The sequence below is a fragment of the Corallococcus sicarius genome (genome assembly GCF_003611735.1).
Taxonomy (GTDB): domain Bacteria; phylum Myxococcota; class Myxococcia; order Myxococcales; family Myxococcaceae; genus Corallococcus; species Corallococcus sicarius.
Window position 1 is genome coordinate 53,777 of sequence record NZ_RAWG01000001.1, and the last position, 24,191, is coordinate 77,967.

The following is a 24,191-nucleotide window of genomic DNA, read 5'->3' on the forward strand; positions in this document are numbered from 1 at the left end:
TCATTCCGGGCCTTGTTCCAGCGCCTCCGCGATCCGCTTCCGAAGCACCTCGGCCAGGACCGAGACCTGGGGGGCCCGGAGGATGGAGTAGTGGTCGCCCTCCACTTCGAGCAGCGTCACGCCTCCCAGGCCGAGAGCGCCCCATCCCCGGTCCCGGCCGAGCGGCGCGGGATCCGCGCTCTTGCTGGCGCGGAACACGGTGATGCGGCCCTCATGCGGGGCGGGGACGTACTGACGGGTTGCCCTGCGGTTGAGCTCGAAGATGCCCATCAGGATGCGGAAGTCCTGCAGTTCCACGTCCGGCGTCACGGCTCCAGCCTTCTTCGCCTCGTCCAACAGCCGCGCCAGGAGCGCGTCCTTCGAGGGCCGCTCGCCAGCCCCGGGGGCCTCTTCGAAGAGGGCCTCCAGCTCCTGGCTGACCTGCTCGCCTTCCGTGCCCGTGCCTCCCGTCGGGCTCACGGAGCCCGGATCAATGAGCGCCAGGAGCGCCACGGTCTGTCCCGCCGCACGCAGCTGGCGGGCCATCTCGTAGGCCACGGCTCCGCCCATGGACCAGCCCGCGAGCAGGTAGGGCCCTTGCGGCCGCACCGTGCGCACGGCTTCGACGTAGGCGGTCGCCATCGCCTCGATGGTCTCCAACGGCGCCTGCTCGCCTTCGATGCCCAGCGAGCGCAAGCCGTAGAACGGCTGATCCGGACCCAGTTGCCGTGACAGCTCCACGTAGCCGAGGACGTTGCCTCCGGCCGGGTGGACGCAGAACAACGGAGGACGACTGCCTTCCGGCTGGATGGTCACCAGCGGAGACATCGACGGTGCCGCGTCCTGGCGCAGGAGCGCCGCCAGCCGTTCCACCGTCGGACTCAGGAAGAGCGCCGCCAACGGCAGGCCCTTCCCCAGCCGCTTGCGGATCGCCGTCATCAGCCGGACCGCCAGCAGCGAGTGGCCTCCCAGTTCGAAGAAGTCCGCATCGACGCTGATGGGCCAGGTCCCCAGCAGCTCCTCCCAGATCGACACCAGCTGCAACTCCACGGTGTCACGGGGCGCGATGACCGTCCCCGCGGCGCTGGTTCCCACCGCCGGCTTCGGCAGGGCCTTGCGGTCCACCTTGCCGTTGGCGTTGAGGGGCAGTGCTTCCAGCGTCACGAAGGCCGACGGCACCATGTACTCCGGCAACCGGCCCTTCAGTGCGCTTCGCAGCGCCGTGGCCTCCACGGTGTGGCCCGGCTGCGCCACCACGTACGCCACCAGTCGCTTGTCCCCCGGTGCGTCCTCGCGCACCACCACCACCACGTCGCGCACGGTCGGCTGCGCGCCCAGTGCCGCTTCGACTTCGCCCAGCTCGATGCGGAAGCCTCGCACCTTCACCTGGAAGTCCATGCGGCCCAGGTACTCCAGCGTGCCGTCGCGGCCCCACCGCACCTTGTCGCCCGTGCGGTACAGCCGCGCTCCCGGCTTCTGGCTGAAGCCATCCGGTACGAAGCGCTCCGCTGTCAGCCCCGGCTGGCCCAGGTAGCCGCGCGCCAGGCCTTCGCCTCCAAGGTACAGCTCTCCGGGCACGCCCACCGGCACCGGCTGGCCCTTCGTGTCCAGCACGTAGGCCTGCGTGCCTTCCAGCGGACGGCCAATCTTCGGCTCCGTCTTCGCTCCGCGCTCCACTCGCGCGTGCGTCGAGTACGTCGTGTCCTCCGTCGGGCCGTAGAGGTTGTTGACCTCCTTCACCTGCGGCAAGGCGTACAGCGCTTGCACCAGCCGGTTTGGGAGTGCCTCGCCCGCGAGGTTCACCGTCTGCACCGTCGGCGGGATGCCTCCGCTGCGCACCAGCTCCGCCACGGCCGACGGCACCGTATTCAGCAGCGTCACGCGCCCAGCTTCCTTCAGTCCGGCCAGGGCCAGCGCGTTCTCCGCCACCACCACCGTGCCGCCGCTCACCAACGGGGCGAAGACTTCGAACACCGACAGGTCGAAGTTCAACGACGTCGCCGCGAGTACGCCCTTCAGCTGCTCCGGCTTGAAGGTGCCTGTGGCCCAGTGGAGGAAGGCCACCGCGCTGGCGTGCGTCACCGCCACGCCCTTCGGACGGCCCGTGCTTCCCGACGTGTACAGCACGTACGCCAGCTGGCTCGGGACGCTGCTCACCTTCAACGGCGTGGTGACGTAGCCGTCCAGCACCTTGGCATCCGTGTCGAGCCGCACGCGCTGGCCCGTGTACTCCGGCAGCACGCCTTCCAGGCTCGCCTGTGTCACCACCACCGGAGCGCCCGTGCCCTCCAGCATGTAGGCCAGACGGTCCTTCGGGTACGTCGCGTCCAACGGGACGTACGTCGCGCCCGCCTTCAGTACGCCCAGCAGCGCCACCACCATCGCTTCCGTGCGCTCCACGCACACGCCCACCCGGCTCTCCTCCCCTACTCCCAACGCCATCAGGTGACGTGCCAGTTGGTTGGCCCGTGCCTCCACCTGCGCATACGTCAGCAGCGCTCCCTCGTACACGACCGCCACCGCGTCCGGCGTCTTCGCCGCCTGCGCCGCGAAGAGCCCGTGGACGGTCTCCGTCGTCTCACGCTCCGGGGCCGCCGCACCCGCGAGGTGCTTCAGCACCTGCTGACGCTCCTGTGCCTCCAGCAGCGGCAGGTCCCAGATGCTGGCGTCCGCATCCTTCGCGATGCCTTCCAGCAGCACCGCCAGGTGCCCCAGCATCCGCTGGGCCGTCTGCGCGTCGTACAGGTCGGTGTTGTATTCGAGCGACGCCGCGAGGCCCCGGCCCGTCTCCGCCATGGCCAGTGACAGCTCGAACTTCGCGGCTCCGCTCCCGGTATCGACTTCGTGCAGCGCCAGCCCTTCGTCTCCGGGCTGCCTTCCGTCCGGCCCCTTCGCGTTGTTCTGCAGGGTGAACATCACCTGGAACAGCGGCGAGCGGCTCAGGTCACGCTCCGGCTTCAGCTCCTCCACCAGCTTCTCGAACGGCACCTCCTGGTACGCGTACGCGCCCAGGGTCGTCTCCTTCACCTGACGCAGCACCTGCCGGAAGCTCGCGCCGTCCTCCAGCTTCGTGCGCAGCACCAGCGTGTTGACGAAGAAGCCGATGAGGCCTTCCAGCTCCGTGCGGTTGCGGCCCGCGATGGGCGTCCCCACGCTGATGTCCTGCTGCCCGCTGTAACGCGCCAGCAGCACCTGCCACGCCGCCAGCAGCACCATGAAGGACGTTGCGCCCTCCTGCCGTGCCAGCGCCGACACCGCGTCTTCCATCGCCTTCGGCAACGTCACTGACGTGTTCGCGCCCCGGAAGGTCTGCACCGCGGGCCTCGGATGATCCGTGGGCAGCTCGATGGCCCTCGGCGCGCCCTCCAACTGCTGACGCCACCAGGCGAGCTGCGTCTCCAGCACATCACCGCGCAGCCACCCGCGCTGCCAGACCGCGTAGTCCGCGTACTGCACCTCCAGCTCCGGCAGTGGCGAGGGACGCCCCTCCGCGTACGCGGCGTAGAGCGTGGCCACTTCGCGCACCAGCACCCGCATCGACCAGCCGTCCGACACGATGTGGTGCATCACCAGCACCAGCACGTGCTCCTCCTCCGACACCGAGATCAGGGCCGCACGGAAGAGCGGGCCCTGTGCCAGGTCGAACGGACGCGCAGCCTCCTCTTCCGCGAGGCGACGTGCCTCTGCCCGGCGCTCCTCGGTGCCCTGCTCGGAGAGAGGGATGACCCTCAGCGTCTTCGCCGCCAGCGGCGCGATGACCTGGATCGGTTCTCCGTCGACCCCCTGGAAGGTGGTCCGCAGGGCTTCGTGCCGGCGCACCAGCTCCGCGAACGTGCGCTCCAGCGCGGACACATCCACCCGTCCCGTGAACCTCACGGCGGACGGCAGGTTGTAGAGGGCACTGCCCGGCTCCAACTGATCCAGGAACCACAGGCGCTGCTGCGCGAAGGACAGCGGTTCATGTCCCGTGCGCGGCCGGGCCACCAGCGGCGGCTGCTTCGTGCCCTTCCCCTGAGCAACCTCCGCGTCGATCCGCTCCGACAGGCCCTGCAGCACGGGGGCCTCGAAGAGGGCCCTCAGCGGCAGCTCCACCCCGAAGGCCGTCCGGATGCGCGACACGACCTGCGTCGCCAGCAGCGAGTGCCCCCCCAGGGCGAAGAAGTCGTCCTGGGCACCCACCTGCCGCACACCCAGCACCTGCGCCCAGAGAGACGCCAGCGCTTCTTCCGTCGCCGTGCGTGGCGCCTCGTACCTGCCAGCCTGCGACAGAGCCGCCTCCGGCGCCGGGAGGGCCTTGCGGTCCACCTTGCCATTGGCGTTGAGCGGCAGCGCGTCCAGCACCACCAGCGCCGACGGCACCAGGTACTCCGGCAACCGCTGCTTCAGGGCCGCGCGCAGCGCCTGGGCCTCCAGCGCTTCACCCGGCTTCGCCACCACGTACGCGACGAGCCGCTTGCCCGTCGCGGCTTCATCACGCACCACCGCCACGGCCTCGCGGACTCCGGCCTGTGCCACCAGCGCGGCTTCCACTTCGCCCAGCTCGATGCGGTAGCCCCGCACCTTCACCTGGAAGTCCAACCGGCCCAGGTACTCCAGCGTCCCGTCCTCCCTCCAGCGCGCCTTGTCTCCCGTGCGGTACAGCCTCGCTCCGGCACGTCCACTCAGCCCGTCCGGGATGAAGCGCTCCGCCGTCAGGTCCGCGCGGCCCAAGTAGCCCCGCGCCAGGCCCTCGCCGCCCACCAGCAGCTCGCCCGCCACGCCCACCGGCACGGCACGCCCTGCTTCGTCCACCACGTACACGTCCGTGTTCGCGATGGGCCGGCCGAGCGGCACCACCTCCACCGCCTCGCGCGGCGTCTCCCACGTCACGCAGTCGATGCACGCTTCCGTCGGGCCGTACTGATGCACCAGCTTCGCGCCCAGCTTCTTCACGAAGCGCCGGTGCAGGCCCGCTCCCAATGCCTCACCGCCGCAGAAGACGTACCGCAGGCCTTCGCAGCGCTCCACTCCAGCGGTCTCCAGGAAGGTCCCCAGCGGCGCCGGCCCGAAGTGAAGGTGCGTCACTCCGTGCTCCGCCACCGTCTTCACCAGGTACTCCGTGTCGCGCTGGCCTCCCGGCTTCGCCAACACCAGCCGCGCTCCACTCATCAGCGGCGCCCAGACCTCCCAGACGGAGATGTCGAAGCTGCTGGATGCCTTCGCCAGGAACGCGTCGCCAGCCTCCATCGGGAAGCGCTCCTGCCTCCAGTGCAGGTGGTTGACGACGGCGCGGTGTCCCACGCCCACGCCCTTCGGCTTCCCGGTGCTGCCCGACGTGTAGATGACGTACGCCAAGGCGTCCGCATCTCGGGCTGGCTCGCGGGGAGTGCGTTCCAGCGAGGCCCCCGCGGAGAGGGCCTCCTCGATGTGGACCACGCGCGCGGTGGTGACGGGCAGCTCGTGCGCCCGGGCCACATGTGCCAGCACCAGGGCCGCGCCGCTGTCTTCCACCATGAAGCCCAGCCGCTCCGCCGGATACTCGACGTCCAGTGGCACCCAGGCGCCGCCTGCCTTCAGCGTCGCCACCTGCGCCACCACCAGCGCCGCGGAACGCTCCAGCGCCAGGCCCACCTTCACCTCCGGGCCCACGCCCCAGGCGCGCAGCTTGTCCGCCAACGACTCGGCGGCTTCGTTCACCTGCCGGTAGCTGAACGTCCCCTCTTCGCTGACGATCGCCACCGCCTCCGGCGTCTTCCGGGCCTGCGCCTCGAAGAGGCCGTGCAGCGTCGCCTCTCGCGGGAACTCCGCCGCCGTCTGGTTCCACTCCACCAGCACGCGTTGCGCCTCGGCGCCCCGCAGCAGGGCCACCTGCTCGATGCGGGCATCGGGTCGGGCCGTCACTCCTTCCAGGACGACGCCCAGGTGCTTGAGCAGCCGCTTCGCGGTTGCCTCCTCGAAGAGGTCCGTGTTGTACGTCAGCGTCGCCGCCAGACCCTGGCCCGTCTCCGACATCGCCAGCGTCATGTCGAACTTCGCCGTCGCGCCCTCCGTCTCCACCGAGCGCAGCACCAGCCCGCCCGGCAGGGACTGGCCGTTGCCTGTCGGCACGGTGTTCAGCGTGAAGGACACCTGGAACAGCGGCGTGCGGCTCAGGTCGCGCTCCGGCTTCAGCTCCTCCACCAGCTTCTCGAACGGGACCTCCTGGTGCGCGTACGCGCCCAGCGTCATCTCCCGCACCTGGGCCAGCACCTGACGGAAGGAGCGATGCCCCTCCACCTTCGTGCGCAGCACCAGCGTGTTGACGAAGAAGCCGATGAGGCCTTCCAGCTCCGTCTGGTTGCGGCCCGCGATGGGCGTCCCCACGCTGACGTCCTGCTGTCCGCTGTAGCGCGCCAGCACCACCTGCCATGCGGCCAGCAGCAGCATGAAGGACGTCACGCCCTCCCGCTGTGCCAGCACCTTCACCTGCTCCTCCAGGGAGCGCGGCAGTGCCACCGAGTGGCTCGCGCCCCGGAAGCGCTGCACCGCCGGACGCGGCTTGTCGGTCGGCAACTCCAGTGCGGGCGGCGCGCCTTCCAACTGCTGCCGCCACCAGCCGAGCTGCGACTCCAGGACCTCGCCCTTCAGCCAGCCCCGCTGCCACGCGGCGTAGTCCGCGTATTGCACCGGCAGCTCGGACAGGGGCGATTCGTGGCCCTGCGTGAAGGCCGTGTAGAGGGCTCCGACTTCCTTCACCAGCACGCCCATCGACCAGCCGTCCGACACGATGTGGTGCATGACCAGCACCAGCACGTGTTCGGTGGCGCTCAGCCGCAGGAGCCGGGCTCGGAACAACGGGCCCTGGGCCAGGTCGAACGGACGCTGGGATTCCCACTGCGCCCGGCGTTGGGCCTCCGCCTCACGCTCGGCGGTGGGCAACGCTTCGAGGTCCACGAACTCCAGCACCGCCTTCGCCGACGGTGCGACCACCTGTGCTGGCTGGCCGTCACGGACCTGGAAGGTCGTGCGCAGGGCCTCGTGACGCCGCACCAGCTCGTCGAAGGTGCGGCGCAGGGCGTCCACGTCCAATGGACCCGACAGCCGGACGGCCGCGGGCAGGTTGTAGAAGGCACTGCCCGGCTGGAGCTGATCCAGGAACCAGAGTCGCTGCTGCGCGAAGGACAGCGGCTCCTCGCCCGTGCGGGCCTGCTTCACGAGCGCGGGCATCGTCGAGCGACGTCCCGACTGCTGGGCTTCCTCCACCTTCGGGGCGAACTCCGCGACGGTGGGGGCCTCGAAGAGGGATCGCAGCGGCAGCTCGACGCTGAAGGCCGAGCGGATGCGGGACACCGCTTGCGTTGCCAGGAGCGAGTGGCCACCCAGCTCGAAGAAGCTGTCGTGGAGGCCCACCTGCTTCACGCCGAGCACCTGGGCCCAGACGTTCGCCAGCACCTCCTCGGTTTTCGTGCGGGGGGCGACGTAGACGTGCGTGCGCTCCGCGCCTGCCTCCAGCCTGGGCAGGGCCTTGCGGTCCACCTTGCCGTTGGCGTTGAGGGGCAGTGCGGCCAGCGCCACGAAGGCCGAGGGCACCATGTACTCCGGCAGTCGTCCCTTCAGTGCGCTTCGCAGCGCCGTGGCTTCAACGGTGTGGCCCGACTGCGCCACCACGTACGCCACCAGTCGCTTGTCTCCGGGTGCGTCCTCGCGCACCACCACCACCACGTCGCGCACCTGGGGCTGCGCACCCAGCGCCGCTTCGACTTCTCCCAGCTCGATGCGGAAGCCTCGCACCTTCACCTGGAAGTCCATCCGGCCCAGGTACTCCAGCGTCCCGTCTCGGCCCCACCGCACCTTGTCGCCCGTGCGGTAGAGGCGCGCTCCCGGCTTCTGGCTGAAGCCATCCGGTACGAAGCGCTCCGCCGTCAATCCGGGCTGGCCCAGGTAGCCGCGCGCCAGGCCTTCGCCTCCAAGGTACAGCTCTCCGGGCACACCCACCGGTACCGGCCGCCCCTTCGCGTCCAGCACGTAGGCCTGCGTGCCCTCCAGCGGGCGACCAATCCTCGGCTCCGTCTTCGCTCCGCGCTCCACTCGCGCGTGCGTCGAGTACGTCGTGTCTTCCGTCGGGCCGTAGAGGTTGTTGACCTCCTTCACCTGCGGCAAGGCGTACAGCGCCTGCACCAGCCGGTTCGGGAGTGCCTCGCCCGCGAGGTTCACCGTCTGCACCGTCGGCGGGATGCCTCCGCTGCGCACCAGCTCCGCCACGGCCGACGGCACCGTGTTCAGCAGCGTCACGCGCCCGGCTTCCTTCAGTCCGGCCAGGGCCAGCGCGTTCTCCGCCACCACCACCGTGCCGCCGCTCACCAACGGGGCGAAGACTTCAAACACCGACAGGTCGAAGTTCAGCGACGTCGCCGCGAGTACGCCCTTCAACTGCTCTGGCTTGAAGGTCGCCGTGGCCCAGTGGAGGAAGGCCACCGCGCTGGCGTGCGTCACCGCCACGCCCTTCGGACGGCCCGTGCTTCCCGACGTGTACAGCACGTACGCCAGCTGCTGCGCGGTGCTGCTCACCTTCAACGGAGTGGTGGCGTAGCCGCCCAGGACCTTGGCATCCGTGTCGAGCCGCACGCGCTGGCCCGTGTACTCCAGCAGCACGCCTTCCAGGCTCGCCTGCGTCACCACCACCGGCGCGCCCGTGCCCTCCAGCATGTAGGCCAGGCGCTCCTTCGGGTACGTCGCGTCCAGTGGGACGTACGTCGCGCCCGCCTTCAGCACGCCCAGCAGCGCCACCACCATCGCTTCCGTGCGCTCCACGCACACGCCCACCCGGCTCTCTTCTCCCACGCCCAACGTCCGCAGGTGCCGCGCCAGCTGGTTCGCCCGCGCCTCCACCTGCGCATACGTCAACCGCGCGCCTTCATGCACCACCGCCACCGCATCCGGCGTCTTCGCCGCTTGTGCCGCGAACAGGCCGTGGACGGTCTCCGTGGTCTCACGCTCCGGGGCCGGGGTGCCCGCGAAGTGCTTCAGCACCTGCTGACGCTCCTCCGCCTCCAGCAGCGGCAGGTCCCAGACACTCGCATCCGCGTTCTTCGCGATGCTTTCCAGCAGCGCGCCGAGGTGCCCCAGCAGTCGCTGGGCCGTCTCCGCGTCGTACAGGTCGGTGTTGTATTCGAGTGACGCCGCGAGGCCTCGACCCGTCTCTGTCATCCCGAGGGTCAGGTCGAACTTCGCGGTGGTCCCTTCCGTCTCCACCGGGCGCAGGACGAGGCCCGCCGGCAGCGACTCTCCCGAACCGCTCGGCGTGTTCTGCAGGGTGAACATCACCTGGAAGAGCGGCGTGCGGCTCAGGTCGCGCTCCGGCTTCAGCTCCTCCACCAGCTTCTCGAACGGGACCTCCTGGTGCGCGTAGGCACCCAGCGTCGTCTCCTTCACCTGACGCAGCACCTGACGGAAGCTCGCGCCGTCCTCCAGCTTCGTGCGCAGCACCAGCGTGTTGACGAAGAAGCCGATGAGGCCTTCCAGCTCCGTGCGGTTGCGGCCCGCGATGGGCGTTCCCACGCTGATGTCCTGCTGGCCGCTGTAGCGCGCCAGCAGCACCTGCCACGCCGCCAGCAGCACCATGAAGGACGTCGCGCCCTCCTGACGTGCCAGCGTCTTGACGGAATCCTCCAGCGTCTTCGGGAGCACCCGGGACGCATTGGCGCCGTGGAAGGTCTGCACCGCGGGCCGTGCCCGGTCCGTCGGCAACTCCAGTGCGTGCGGTGAGCCTTCGAGTTGCTGACGCCACCAGGACAGCTGCGCCTCCAGCACCTCGCCCTTCAGCCACCCACGCTGCCACGCCGCGTAGTCCGCGTACTGCACCGCCAGCTCCGGCAGCGGCGAAGGACGCCCTTCCGCGTACGCGCTGTAGAGCGCGGTCACTTCACGCACGAGCACGTCCATCGACCAGCCGTCCGACACGATGTGGTGCATCGCCAGCACCAGGACGTGCTCCGAACCGCTCAACCGCATCAGCGTCACCCGGAAGAGCGGGCCCTGGCCCAGGTCGAACGGACGGAGGACCTCGGCGCCCACCTGCTTGCGGAGTTCCGTCTCACGCGAGGCCTCCGGTACGCCCTCCAGTGCCATCAGGCTCCAGGCCACTTCCTGGGACGGCGCGACCACCTGGAAGGGCTGGCCGTCATGCACCTGGAACGTCGTGCGCAGGGACTCGTGGCGGCGCACCAGCTCGTCGAAGGTGCGACGCAGCACCTCCAGGTCCAGTGCACCGGAGAGCCGCACCACCATGGGGAGGTTGTAGGACGTACTCCCGGGCTGGAGCTGATCCAGCAACCACAGCCGCTGCTGGGCGAAGGACAACGGCTCCCGGCCCGTCCGCGCCATGGCTTCCAGCTTCGGCACCGTCAACGCCAGCCCCGTGCTCCGGGCCGCTTCGACCTTGAGGGCGAGCCCTGCCACCGTCGGGGCCTCGAAGAGGGCTCGCAGCGGCAGCTCGACACTGAAGGCCGAGCGGATGCGGGACATCGCCTGCGTCGCCAGCAGCGAGTGGCCACCCAGCTCGAAGAAGCTGTCGTGGAGGCCCACCTGCTTCACGCCGAGCAGCAGCGCCCACAGTCGCGCGAGCACCTCTTCTGTCTCCGTGCGCGGCGCCACGTACTCCTGGGTGCGCTCCGCGCCTGCCTCCGGCTTCGGCAGCGCCTTGCGGTCCACCTTGCCGCTGGCGTTGAGCGGCAGCGCTTCCAGCACCACGAAGGCCGACGGCACCATGTACTCCGGCAGCCGTCCCTTCAGCGCACTCCGCAGCGTCGCGGCGTCCACCCCGTGCCCGGGCTGCGCCACCACGTACGCCACCAGTCGCTTGTCGCCGGGTGCGTCCTCGCGCACCACCACCACCACGTCGCGCACCTGCGGCTGCGCACCCAGCACCGCCTCGACTTCGCCCAGCTCGATGCGGAAGCCTCGCACCTTCACCTGGAAGTCCATGCGGCCCAGGTACTCCAGCGTGCCGTCGCGGCCCCACCGCGCCTTGTCGCCCGTGCGGTACAGGCGCGCTCCCGGCTCCTCGCTGAAGCCGTCCGGCACGAAGCGCTCCGCCGTCAGTCCGGGCTGGCCCAGGTAGCCGCGCGCCAGGCCTTCGCCTCCGAGGTACAACTCTCCGGGCACACCCACCGGAACCGGCTGCCCGTTCGCGTCCAGCACGTACGTCCGGACATTGAGCAGCGGCCCTCCCAACGTGGGCCGCGTGCCTTGCTGGACCGCGATGGCCGTCGCGTCCACGGTGCACTCCGTGGGGCCGTACACGTTGAAGGTGCGCGTGCGCTCCGACGCGCCCAGCACCTCCCACGTCGCCTCATCGACGGCCTCACCGCCGGAGACCACAAGCTCCGGGGCGCCTTCTCCCTCCAGCAGTCCCTCCTGCAACAGCAGACGCAACAGCGACGGCGTGCAGTCGAGCGCGACGACCCGATTCCTCCGCTGCCACGCCACCATCGCCTCCGCGTCCTTCCGCGTGGCTTCCGGGACGATGCACAGGCAGTGGCCGTCAAGCAGCTGCACGAGCTGCTGGACGGAGGCGTCGAAGACGAGCGGCGCGTTGAGGCTCACTCGCGAGCCCGCGGGCAGCCCCTGGTAGACGGTCCGCTTCAGGCCCTGGTGCAGGTTGAGCACCGAGCTGTGACGCACCATCACGCCCTTCGGACGGCCCGTGCTTCCGGACGTGTAGAGCACATACGCCAGCTGCTCCGCGGCGCCGGTGTCTCCCAGGCTGTCCGTCGCGTACGCGGCCAGCACGTCCGCATCCGAGTCCAGCCGCACGCGCTGCCCGGTGAACTCCGGCAGCACGTCCTCCAGGCCCGTCTGTGTCACCACCACCCGAGCGCCCGTCCCCTCCAGCATGTAGGCCAGACGGTCCTTCGGGTACATCGCGTCCAGCGGCACGTAGGCGGCCCCTGCCTTCAGCACGCCCAGCAACGCCACCACCAATTCGGCCGAGCGTTCCACGCACACGCCCACCCGGCTCTCCTCCCCCACGCCCAACGTTCGCAGGTGACGCGCCAGCTGGTTCGCCCGCGCCTCCACCTGCGCGAACGTCAGCCCCGCGCCTTCGTGCGCCACCGCCACCGCATCCGGCGTCTTTGCCGCCTGCGCCGCGAAGAGACCGTGGAGGGTTTCCGTGCCCTCACGCTCCGGGGCCACCGTGCCCGCGAAGTGCTTCAGCACGCGCTGACGCTCCTCCGCCTCCAGCAGCGGCAGGTCCCAGACGCTCGCATCCGCGTCCTTCGTGAGCCCGCGCAGCAACGTCCCCAGGTGTCCCAGCAGCCGCTGGGCCGTCTGTGCGTCGTACAGATCGGTGTTGTATTCGAGCGACGCCGCGAACCCCTGGCCCGTCTCCGACATCGTCAACGTCAGGTCGAACTTCGCCGTCGCGCCTTCCGTCTCCACCGGACGCAACGTCAACCCGCCACCGCCGGTCAGGGCTTCGTCCGGTCCCTTCGCGCTGTTCTGCAGGGTGAACATCACCTGGAAGAGCGGTGAACGGCTCAGGTCGCGCTCCGGCTTCAGCTCCTCCACCAGCTTCTCGAACGGGACCTCCTGGTGCGCGTAGGCGCCCAGGGTCGTCTCCTTCACCTGACGCAGCACCTGCCGGAAGGACGGACTGCCCTCCAGCCGCGAGCGGATCACCAGCGTGTTGACGAAGAAGCCGATGAGGCCTTCCAGCTCCGTGCGGTTGCGGCCCGCGATGGGCGTGCCCACGCTGATGTCCTGTTGGCCGCTGTAGCGCGCGAGCAACACCTGCCACGCCGCGAGCAGCACCATGAAGGACGTCGCGCCTTCCTGGCGTGCCAGCGCCGACACCGCCTCTTCCAGCGCCTTTGGCAACTGCACCGACGTGTTCGCACCCCGCACCGTCTGGACCGCGGGCCTGGGCCGATCCGTCGGCAACTCGATGGCCCTCGGGGCCCCCTCCAGCTGCTGACGCCACCAGGACAGCTGCGATTCCAGCACGTCGCCCTGGAGCCATCCGCGCTGCCACGCCGCGTAGTCCGCGTACTGCACCGCCAGCTCCGGCAGCGGCGAGGGACGCCCTTCCGTGTACGCGGCGTAGAGCGCGACCACCTCGCGCACCAGCACCCGCATCGACCAGCCGTCCGACACCGCGTGGTGCATGACCAGCACCAGCACGTGCTCCTGCTCCGACTCCGTGAGCAGCGACGCGCGGACGAGCGGGCCCTGCGCCAGGTCGAACGGACGCGCGGCTTCCGTCTCCACGACACGCCGGACTTCGTCCTGCCGTGCATCCGGCGCTCGCTGGGAGAGATCAGTGAGGACCAGCGTCCCGGAGGTCGCTGGCGTGATGACCTGGACCGGCTCGCCGTCACGGACCTGGAACGTGGTCCGCAGGGCCTCATGCCGACGCACCAGCTCCGCGAACGTGCGCTCCAGGGCCGGCACGTCCAGTCGCCCCGACAGCCGCAGGGCGACGGGCAGGTTGTAGTGCGCACTTCCCGGCTGGAGTTGATCCAGGAACCACAGGCGCTGCTGCGCGAAGGAGAGCGGTTCGGCTCCCGTCCTCGCCACGGGCACCAGGGCAGGAACCCCGGCCCCCGCGGTGTCGTGGATCGCACGCACCGCTTCGTCCACCTTCCTTGCGAGGCCGGACACCGTGGGTGCCTCGAAGAGCGCACGCAGCGGCAGCTCCACGCCGAACGCTGAACGGATGCGGGACATCGCCTGCGTGGCCAGCAGCGAGTGGCCGCCCAGCTCGAAGAAGCTGTCCTCCGCCCATACCTGGGGCACGCCCAGGACCTGGGCCCAGAGGCTCGCCAGCAACACCTCCGTCGGGGTGCTCGGGGTCACCTGCTGGTCCGGACGAGACGGGCCCGCCTCGGGTGCCGGCAGTGCGCGCCGGTCCACCTTGCCGCTGGTGTTGAGCGGCAGCGCGTCCAGCGCCACGAACGCCGATGGCACCATGTACTCGGGCAGCTGCTCGCGCAGGAAGGCGTGGAGCACGCCCGTCTCCAGCGTCGCTCCGCCTTCGCCCACGACGTACGCCACCAGTCGCTTGCCACCCCGGGCGTCATCGCGCGTGACGACCACGCACTCGCGCACCGTCGGGTGCAGGGTGAGCGCCTGTTCGATCTCTCCGAGCTCGATGCGGAAGCCACGCACCTTGACCTGATCATCGGCGCGGCCCAGGAACTCCAACGTCCCTTCGGCCAGCCAGCGCACCCGGTCGCCGGTCCGATACAGCCGGGCTCCGGGCTCGGTGGTGAACGGATCCGGGATGAAGCGCTCCGCCGTCAGCTCGGGCCTGCGCAGGTAGCCGCGCGACACGCCCGCTCCCGCGACGTACAGCTCGCCACCGACCCCGACAGGGACTGGCCGCAGGCGGGCGTCCAACACGTAGGCCCGCATGTTGGTGATGGGCTGACCGATGGGAGGCGCCTGTGTCGAGGTATTCACCGCGGCCGCGGTGGAGACCACGGTCCCTTCCGTGGGGCCGTAGTGGTTGACGACATCGAACGGCAGGCCGTCGACGTCCACGCCGTGCAACCGGTCTCCGCCCGTCAGCAGCGTCCGGAGCGATGTCGGTCCGGACCACTCCTGAGCGATCACCGCTTCGGCGAGCACCGTGGGCAGGAACGCGATGTTGATGCGCCGAGCTGTCAGCCAGCGCAACAACTCAACGGGCGCGGTGCGCACCTCTTCCGGCGGAAGGTGCAAGCTCGCACCCGCGGCCAGCGTGGGCCAGATCTCCCAGACGGACGCGTCGAAGGCCAGGCCCGCGAGCTGCGTCGTGCGGTCCGCTGTCTTCACCCCGTAAGCGTGCTGATGCCACGTCACCAGGTGGGTAAGGTTCGCGTGTTCGACCTCCACGCCCTTCGGCCTTCCGGTGGAGCCCGACGTGTAGATGACGTAGGCGAGCTGCCTCGCCGCCACCGGGGCCAGGGGTCCGGCCTCCGGGGCCGCGAGGGTCTCCCAGTCCGAGTCCAGGCACAGCACATGCGCCGGTCCTTCCGGCAACGTCTCACGCAGCGAGCGCTGCGAGAGCACCACCGGCATCCGGGCGTCTTCCAGCAGGTACGCCAGTCGCTCGCGAGGATGGGCCGGATCCAACGGGACGTACGCGCCGCCCGCCTTGAGCACGGCCAGCATGCCCACGACCATCTCGGGCGAGCGCTCCACGCACAGGCCCACGCGGACCTCGGGCCCCACGCCCAACGCGCGCAGGTGCCGGGCGAGTCGGTTCGACCGGGCCTCCAGCTCGCCGTACGTCAGCTTCACGCCGGTGGCCGACTCCACCGCCAACGCATCGGGCGCCCGCGCGGCCTGGGCCGCGACACGCTCGTGTACGGCTCCGTCCTCCGGGAAGTCGACGCGGGTGTCGTTCCAGAGCACCAGGACCTGCTGACGTTCGGCCGCATCCAGCAGCGGCACGTCCCACACGTCCGCATCCGCGTCCTTCGCGAGTCCCTCCAGCAGCAACCCCAGGTGCTTCAACATCCGCTCCGCCGTCGTCGGGTCGAAGAGGTCCGTGTTGAACTCGAGCGACGCGAGGAGGCCCGTGGCGTCGTCCATCATCGACAACGTCAGGTCGTACTTGGCCGTGTCTCCGGGTGTTTCGAGCGAGCGCAGGGACAGCGTGCCCTCGGAGGACGGTGCCTCCGGCGTTCCGGACTCCGCGTTCTGCAGGGTGAACATCACCTGGAAGAGCGGCGGGCGGCTCAGGTCGCGCTCCGGCTTCAGCTCCTCCACCAGCTTTTCGAATGGCACTTCCTGGTGCGCGTACGCACCCAGCGTCGCCTCCTTCACCTGACGCAGCACCTGCCGGAAGCTCGCGCCGTCCTCCAGCTTCGTGCGCAGCACCAGCGTGTTGACGAAGAAGCCGATGAGCCCTTCCAGCTCCGTGCGGTTGCGGCCCGCGATGGGCGTTCCCACGGAGAGGTCCTGCTGCCCGCTGTAGCGGGCCAGCAGCACCTGCCACGCCGCCAGCAGCACCATGAAGGGCGTCGCGCCCTCCTGGCGTGCCAGGGCCTTGAGCTGCTCTCCGAGCCCCTTCGGCCAATGCGCCGACCGATGGGCACCCCGGAACGTCTGCACCGCGGACCGAGGCCGGTCCGTGGGCAACTCCAGCGCGTGCGGTGCGTCCGCGAGCTGCTGACGCCACCAGGACAGCTGCGCTTCCAGCACGTCGCCCTGGAGCCAGCCGCGCTGCCAGGTCGCGTAGTCCGCGTACTGCACCGGGAGCTCCGGCAAGGGAGACGGACGGCCCTGCGAGAAGGCCGTGTAGAGCGCTCCCACTTCGCGCACGAGGACGCCCGTGGACCAGCCGTCGGACACGATGTGGTGCATCACCAGCACCAGGACGTGATCCTGCTCGGTCAGACGCAACAGCGTGATGCGGAGCAGGGAGTCCCGACTCAAGTCGAAGGGACGCCGCGCTTCCAGTTCGACACGGCGGCGCATGTCGGCTTCGCGCTGCGTGGCATCCACCGCATCGAGCACCACGACTTCCCATGCCAGGTCGCGCGTGGGGTCGATGTGCTGGACGGGCTGGCCGTCTCGCACCTGGAAGGTCGTGCGCAGGGACTCGTGACGCCGCACCAGCTCCTGGAAGGTGCGCTGCAGGGCGTCGATGTCCAGCGCGCCCGTGAGGCGCACCGTCGCGGGCAGGTTGTACGACGCACTCCCGGGCTGGAGCTGATCCAGCAGCCAGAGGCGCTGCTGCGCGAAGGACAGCGGCTCCGCGCCCGTGCGGACGGAAGCTACCAGCTTCGGCGCGGACAGCCCCTGGTTCGAGGCCTCCACCTTGAGCGCCAGCTCGGCGACCGAGGGGGCTTCGAAGAGGGCTCGCAGCGGCAGCTCGACGTTGAACGCCGTGCGGATGCGCGACACCGCCTGTGTCGCCAGGAGCGAGTGGCCGCCCAGCTCGAAGAAGTTGTCGTGGAGGCCCACCTGCTTCACGCCGAGGACTGCTTCCCAGAGTGAACCGAGGACGATTTCTGTCTGAGTACGGGGGGCGACGTAGATGCGCGTGCGCTCCGCGCCTGCCTCGGGCCTGGGCAGGGCCTTGCGGTCCACCTTGCCGTTGGCGTTGAGGGGCAGTGCGGCCAGCGCCACGAAGGCCGACGGCACCATGTACTCCGGCAGTCGTCCCTTCAGCGCGCTCCGCAGCGCCGCGGCCTCCACGGTGTGGCCCGGCTGCGCCACCACGTAGGCCACCAGTCGCTTGTCTCCGGGTACGTCCTCGCGCACCACCACCACCACGTCGCGCACCTGGGGCTGCGCGCCCAGTGCTGCTTCGACTTCGCCCAGCTCGATGCGGAAGCCTCGCACCTTCACCTGGAAGTCCATCCGGCCCAGGTACTCCAGCGTGCCGTCCCGGCCCCACCGCACCTTGTCGCCCGTGCGGTAGAGGCGCGCTCCCGGCTTCTGGCTGAAGCCGTCCGGTACGAAGCGCTCCGCCGTCAGCCCCGGCTGGCCCAGGTAGCCGCGCGCCAGGCCTTCGCCTCCGAGGTACAGCTCTCCCGGGACGCCCACCGGTACCGGCTGGCCCTTCGTGTCCAGCACGTACGCCTGCGTGCCTTCCAGCGGACGGCCGATTCGCGGCTCCGTCTTCGCTCCGCGCTCCACCCGCGCGTGCGTCGAGTACGTCGTGTCCTCCGTCGGGCCGTAGAGGTTGTTGACCTCCTTCACCTGCGGCAGCGCGTACAGCGCCTGCACCAGCCGGTTCGGCAGCGCTTCACCCGCGAGGTTCACCGTCTCCACCGTCGGCGGGATGCCTCCGCTGCGCACCAACTCCGCCACGGCCGACGGCACCGTGTTCAGCAACGTCACCCGGTGCGCTTCCTTCAGTCCGGCCAGGGCCAGTGCGTTCTCCGCGACCACCACCGTGCCGCCACTCACCAACGGGGCGAAGACTTCGAACACCGACAGGTCGAAGTTCAACGACGTCGCCGCGAGTACGCCCTTCAGCTGCTCCGGCTTGAAGGTGCCTGTGGCCCAGTGGAGGAAGGCCACCGCGCTGGCGTGCGTCACCGCCACGCCCTTCGGACGGCCCGTGCTTCCCGACGTGTACAGCACGTACGCCAACTGCTGCGCGGCACCCGTGGTGCTCAGGGCCGCTTCCGGATACGCGGCCAACACGCCCGCGTCCGTGTCCAACTTCACGCGCTGCCCCGTGTACTCCGGCAACACGTCTTCCAGGCTCGCCTGCGTCACCACCACTGGCGCGCCCGTGCCCTCCAGCATGTAGGCCAGGCGCTCCTTCGGGTACGTCGCGTCCAGCGGCACGTACGTCGCGCCCGCCTTCAGCACGCCCAGCAGCGCCACCACCATCGCTTCGGTGCGCTCCACGCACACGCCCACCCGGCTCTCTTCTCCCACGCCCAACGTCCGCAGGTGACGCGCCAACTGGTTCGACCGCGCCTCCACCTGCGCGTACGTCAACCGCGCGCCTTCATGCACCACCGCCACTGCGTCCGGCGTCTTCGCCGCCTGCGCCGCGAAGAGCCCGTGGACGGTCTCCGACGTCTCACGCTCCGGGGCCGGAGTACCCGCGAAGTGCTTCAGCACCTGCTGGCGCTCCTCCGCCTCCAGCAGCGGCAGATCCCAGACGCTCGCGTCCGTGTCCTTCGCGATGCCTTCCAACAGCATGCCCAGGTGTCCGAGCAACCGCTGTGCGGTCTGCGCGTCGTACAGGTCGGTGTTGTACTCAAGCGACGCCGCGAGGCCTTGCTCCGTCTCCGCCATTCCGAGGGTCAGGTCGAACTTCGCCGTCGCCCCTTCGGTGTTGAGCGACCGCAGCGCGAGTCCCTCGGTCGGACGCACCTCTCCCGTGTTGGGCGAGACCGTCTGCAACGTGAACATCACCTGGAACAGCGGCGTGCGGCTCAAGTCGCGTTCCGGGCTCAGCTCCTCCACCAGCTTCTCGAACGGGACCTCCTGGTGCGCGTACGCGCCCAGCGTCGTCTCCTTCACCTGACGCAGCACCTGACGGAAGGACGGACTGCCTTCCAGCCGCGAGCGGATCACCAGCGTGTTGACGAAGAAGCCGATGAGCCCTTCGAGCTCCGTGCGGTTGCGGCCCGCGATGGGCGTTCCCACGCTGATGTCCTGCTGCCCGCTGTAGCGGGCCAGCAGCACCTGCCACGCCGCCAGCAGCACCATGAAGGACGTCGCGCCCTCCTGACGTGCCAGCGTCTTCAGCGACTCGTTCAATGACTTCGGCAACACGCGGGACGCGTTGGCGCCGTGGAAGCGCTGCACCGCGGGCCTTGGGCGGTCCGCCGGCAGCTCCAGCGCATGCGGTGCGCCGGCCAACTGCTGACGCCACCAGCCGAGCTGCGCCTCCAGGACCTCGCCTCGCAGCCAGCCGCGCTGCCACGTCGCGTAGTCCGCGTACTGCACCGTCAGCTCCGGCAGCGGCGACGCACGGCCCGCCGCATACGCGCCGTAGAGCGCGGACACTTCGCGCACCAGCACGTCCATCGACCAGCCGTCGGACACGATGTGGTGCATCACGAGCACCAGCGCGTGTTCCGTCTCCGTCAGCCGCACCAACGTCGCGCGGAAGAGCGGGCCCTGGCTCAGGTCGAACGGACGATGGGCATCCGCGTTAACCTGCTTCCGGAGCTCCGTCTCACGCTGCGACTCGGACAGGCCGTCCAGTGACGTGAAGGCCCAGGCCAGTTCCTGCGAGGGAGCGACCACCTGGAAGGGCTGACCGTCGTGTACCTGGAAGGTCGTGCGCAGGGACTCGTGACGCCGCACCAGCTCGTCGAAGGTGCGGCGCAGGGCCACCACGTCGAGCGCGCCCGAAAGACGCACCGCCAGCGGGAGGTTGTACGACGCGCTTCCGGGCTGGAGCTGATCCAGCAGCCACAGCCGCTGCTGCGCGAAGGACAGGGGTTCCCGACCCGTCCGAGGCAGTGCCTCCAGGCGGGGAGCCGTCAATGCGAGCCCCGCGCTTCGGGCTGCCTCCACCTTGAGGGCCAGCTCCTCGACCGTGGGGGCCTCGAAGAGGGCTCGCAGCGGCAGCTCGACGTTCAACGCCGTGCGGATGCGCGACACCGCCTGCGTCGCCAGCAGCGAGTGGCCGCCCAGCTCGAAGAAGCTGTCGTGGAGGCCCACCTGCTTCACGCCCAGCACATGGGCCCAGACGTTCGCCAGTCCTTCCTCGGTTTTCGTGCGGGGGGCGACGTAGATGCGCGTGCGCTCCGCACCTGCCTCCGGCCTGGGCAGGGCCTTGCGGTCCACCTTGCCGTTGGCGTTGAGGGGCAGCGCTTCCAGCACCACGAAGGCCGACGGCACCATGTACTCCGGCAACCGGCCCTTCAGTGCGCTTCGCAGCGCCGTGGCCTCCACGGTGTGGCCCGGCTGCGCCACCACGTAGGCCACCAGTCGCTTGTCTCCGGGTGCGTCCTCGCGCACCACCACCACCACGTCGCGCACGGACGGCTGCGCGCCCAGTGCGGCTTCGACTTCGCCCAGCTCGATGCGGAAGCCTCGCACCTTCACCTGGAAGTCCATCCGGCCCAGGTACTCCAGCGTGCCGTCGCGGCCCCACCGCACCTTGTCGCCCGTGCGGTACAGCCGCGCGCCGGGCTTCTGGCTGAAGCCGTCCGGCACGAAGCGCTCCGCCGTCAGCCCGGGCTGGCCCAGGTAGCCTCGCGCCAGGCCTTCGCCTCCGAGGTACAGCTCTCCCGGGACGCCCACCGGTACCGGCTGCTCCTTCGTGTCCAGCACGTAGGCCTGCGTGCCTTCCAGCGGGCGGCCAATCTTCGGCTCCGTCTTCGCTCCGCGCTCGACTCGCGCGTGCGTCGAGTACGTCGTGTCCTCCGTCGGGCCGTAGAGGTTGTTGACCTCCTTCACCTGCGGCAGCGCGTACAGCGCTTGCACCAGCCGGTTCGGCAGCGCCTCACCCGCGAGGTTCACCGTCTGCACCGTCGGCGGGATGCCTCCGCTTCGCACCAACTCCGCCACGGCGGACGGCACCGTGTTCAGCAGCGTCACGCGCCCGGCTTCCTTCAGCCCGGCCAGGGCCAGCGCGTTCTCCGCCACCACCACCGTGCCGCCGCTCACCAACGGGGCGAAGACTTCAAACACCGACAGGTCGAAGTTCAGCGACGTCGCCGCCAGCACGCCCTTCAGTTGCTCTGGCTTGAAGGTGCCCGTGGCCCAGTGGAGGAAGGCCACCGCGCTGGCGTGCGTCACTGCCACGCCCTTCGGACGGCCCGTGCTTCCCGACGTGTACAGCACGTACGCCAGCTGATTCGGGACGCTGCTCACCTTCAGCGGCGTGGTGACGTAGCCGTCCAGCACCCTGGCATCCGTGTCCAACTTCACGCGCTGGCCCGTGTACTCCGGCAGCACGCCTTCCAGGCTCGCCTGCGTCACCACCACCGGCGCGCCCGTGCCCTCCAGCATGTAGGCCAGGCGCTCCTTCGGGTACGTCGCGTCCAGCGGCACGTACGCCGCGCCCGCCTTCAGCACGCCCAGCAGCGCCACCACCATCGCTTCCGTGCGCTCCACGCACACGCCCACCCGGCTCTCCTCCCCCACGCCCAACGTCCGCAGGTGACGCGCCAACTGGTTCGCACGCGCCTCCACCTGCGCGTACGTCAACCGCGCGCCCTCGTACACGACCGCCACTGCGTCCGGCGTCTTCGCCGCCTGCGCCGCGAAGAGCCCGTGGACGGTTTCCGTCGTCTCACGCTGCGGGGTCGGAGTGCCCGCGAAGTGCTTCAGCACCTGCTGGTGCTCCTCCGCCTCCAGCAGCGGCAGGTCCCAAACACTCGCATCCGCGTTCTTCGTGATCGCGCCCAGCAACGTTCCGAGATGCCCCAACAGCCGCTGGGCCGTCTCTGCGTCGTACAGGTCGGTGTTGTACTCAAGCGATGCCGCGAGGCCCCGGCCCGTCTCCGCCATTCCCAGCGACAGGTCGAACTTCGCCGTGGTCCCTTCCGTCTCCACCGGGCTCAGCACGAGCCCGCCCGGCAGCGCTTGTCCTGATCCACCCGGCGTGTTCTGGAACGTGAACATCACCTGGAAGAGCGGCGAGCGGCTCAGGTCGCGCTCCGGCTTCAGCTCCTCCACCAGCTTCTCGAACGGCACTTCCTGGTGCGCATACGCGCCCAGCGTCGTCTCGCGAACCTGGCGCAGCACCTCACGGAAGCTTGCGCCGTCCTCCAGCTTCGTGCGCAGCACCAGCGTGTTGACGAAGAAGCCGATGAGCCCTTCCAGCTCCGTGCGGTTACGGCCCGCGATGGGCGTGCCCACGGTGATGTCCTGCTGTCCGCTGTAGCGGGCCAGCAGCACCTGCCACGCCGCCAGCAGCACCATGAAGGGCGTCGCACCCTCCTGACGCGCCAGGGCCGCCACTCCCTCCTCCAGGGCTCGCGGCAACTGGAGCCCGGTCCTCGCGCCCTGGAAGCTCTGCGTCGCCGGGCGCGGCCGGTCCGTGGGCAGCTCCAGCGCGTGCGGCGCTCCCTCCAACTGCTGACGCCACCAGCCGAGCTGGCCCTGCAGCACCTCGCCTCGCAGCCAGCCGCGCTGCCACGCCGCGTAGTCCGCGTACTGCACTTCCAGCTCTGGCAGCGGCGACGCTCGGCCTGCCGCATACGCGCTGTAGAGCGCGGCCACTTCGCGCACCAGCACGTCCATCGACCAGCCGTCGGACACGATGTGGTGCATCACGAGCACCAGCACGTGCTCCGTCTCCGACAGCCGCGCCAGCTTCGCGCGGAAGAGCGGACCCCGGCTCAGATTGAACGGACGGGTGGCCTCCTCCCTGGCGAACCGGTTCACTTCGGCGGCCTGCTCGGAGGCGGTCCGTCCCGCGAGCGCGATCACTTCGAGCGCGGACGCGACCCGGGGAGCGATGACCTGGACCGGCTGACTGTCGCGAGTCTCGAAGGTCGTCCGCAACGCTTCGTGCCGACGCACCAACTCCGTGAACGTGCGCTCCAACGCAGGCACATCCAGGCGCCCCGCCAGCTTCACCGCGGTGGCCATGTTGTAGGAGGCGCTGCCCGGCTGGAGCTGATCCAGGAACCACAGCCGCTGCTGCGCGAACGACAGCGGCAGGTCGCTCGCGGCGCGGTCCACCGCCACGAGCTTCGGGACCACGGCTTCCTGCCCTGCCCGCTGCGCCGCTTCCACTCGCAGCGCGAGCTTGGCCACGGTGGACGCCTCGAAGAGCGCGCGCAGGGGCAACTCCACTCCGAAGGCGCTCCTCACCCGCGACATCGCCTGCGTCGCCAGCAGCGAGTGCCCACCCAGGTCGAAGAAGTTGTCCTCCGCCCCCACCTTCGCCACGCCCAGCACCTGCGCCCACACCTGCGCCAGCAACTCCTCTGTCGGCGTGCGCGGGGCCACGAAGTGCGCCGTCTCCTGCGCTCCGTCCGGCGTCGGCAGGGCCTTGCGGTCCACCTTCCCGTTGGGCGTCAGTGGCAGCGCGTCCAGCACCACGAAGGCCGCCGGCACCATGTACTCCGGCAGTCGCTCGCGCAGGAAGTCGCGCAACTGCACGCTGTCCGTGCCCTCGGGGGCCACCACGTACGCGATGAGGCGGCGCGGGTCCTCGCGCAGCAGCACCACCGCCGTGCGCACCGCGGAGTGCTTGCCCAGCACCGACTCGATTTCGCCCAGCTCCACGCGGAAGCCACGCAGCTTCACCTGCGTGTCCGCCCGGCCCAGGAATTCGATGTTCCCGTCCGCCAGGTGCCGCGCCCTGTCGCCGGAGCGGTACAGCCGTGAGCCCGATGCCCCGTAGGGATTCGGAACGAAGCGCTCCGCCGTCAATTCCGGACGGTGGCAGTAGCCACGCGTCACGCCTTCGCCGCCGATGTACAGCTCGCTCGCCACGCCCGAAGGCACCGGCTTCAAGGCCGCGTCCAGCACGTACATCCGCACGTTGGCGAAGGGCTTCCCAATCGGCACCAGCCGGTTGTCCCCTGCCGCCAGCGCGTCACTCTCAAACCACGTGCTGTCGATGGTGGTTTCGCTGATGCCGTAGGAGTTGATGAGGCGCGTCTTTGCGCCAATCACGCCCCGGATGCGCCGGTACTCATTCACGTACCAGGCGTCGGAGCCCGCGATGAGGACCTTCATCGCCTCCAGTCGCTGGCCCGTCTCCTCCAGGTGCTGCAACAGCCCGCGAAGCACCGCCGGGACGAACTCCGCGCAGTCGATGCGCTCCTCTTCCATCAACCCGTGCAGCCTCTGCGGCTCCAGCAGCCACTCGCGCGGGC

General features: G+C 70.0%; 1 protein-coding gene (cut by a window edge). It reads right to left on the reverse strand.

Annotated features, from left to right (window positions below):
- Positions 1-24,191 carry the 3' portion of a non-ribosomal peptide synthase/polyketide synthase gene (locus D7X12_RS00220; protein WP_120623238.1) on the reverse strand. It continues 16,237 nt past the right edge of the window, so 24,191 of the gene's 40,428 nt are visible here — the last part of the coding sequence; its start codon lies beyond the right edge, outside the window; it ends in the stop codon at positions 1-3.